This window comes from Streptomyces sp. A0958 (genome assembly GCF_004795035.1).
Taxonomy (GTDB): domain Bacteria; phylum Actinomycetota; class Actinomycetes; order Streptomycetales; family Streptomycetaceae; genus Streptomyces.
Map to the genome: position 1 here is coordinate 1 of NZ_SSBK01000107.1, position 954 is coordinate 954.

Here is a 954-nt window from a genome sequence, read left to right on the forward strand (position 1 = left end):
GTGGCGTGCGTGATGTTCACCTCGGGGTCCACCGGGCGGCCCAAGGGCATCCTGTCCTCGCACCGCAACCTCGTATCCACCGTCACCGCACAGAACTACGGACACTTCGGTCCCGGCGAAGTCTTCCTCCAGTGCTCACCCGTCTCCTGGGACGCCTTCAGCCTCGAATTCTGGGGCGCCCTCCTCCACGGCGCCACCACCGTCCTCCAGCCCGGACAGAAACCCGAACCCGCACTCATCACCGAACTCGCCCAACGGCACGGCGTCACCATGCTCCAACTCTCAGCAAGCCTCTTCAACTACCTCACCGACGAACACCCCGACGCCTTCACCACCGTCACCACCGCCTACACCGGCGGCGAAGCCGCCTCCCCCACCCACATCCACCAACTCCACCAGACCTCACCCCACACCACCGTCATCAACGGCTACGGCCCCGCCGAATCCATGGGCTTCACCACCACCCACACCATCACCCCCGCCACCCAACCCCACACCACCATCCCCATCGGCACCACCCTCACCAACAAAGCCGCCTACATCCTCGACACCACCCTCCAACCCACCCCACCCGGCACCACCGGCCACCTCTACCTCACCGGCCACGGACTCGCCCACGGCTACCTCAACCGCCCCGACCTCACCGCCACCACCTTCATCCCCAACCCCTACGGACCCCCCGGCACCCGCCTCTACCACACCGGCGACCTCGCCCACTTCGACCACCACGGCCACCTCCACTACGACGGCCGCGCCGACAACCAACTCAAGATCCGGGGCTTCCGCATCGAGCCCGCCGAGGTAGAGGCAGCCCTCCTCACCCACCCCCACATCACCCAGGCCACCGTCACCACCCACCACGACCAACTCTCCGCCTACGTCGTCAGCAGTGCCGTGGCCATGGAGGACGTCCGCCGCCACCTCGCCGCCCAGCTGCCCGAACACCTCGTCCCC

1 protein-coding gene is annotated in these 954 nt (G+C 67.5%); it reads left to right on the plus strand.

Annotated elements, in window-relative coordinates; all coding sequences use genetic code 11:
• Positions 1 to 954 (plus strand): AMP-binding protein (locus E6P78_RS32540; protein WP_168712769.1); only part of this gene is annotated, 954 nt, incomplete at both ends.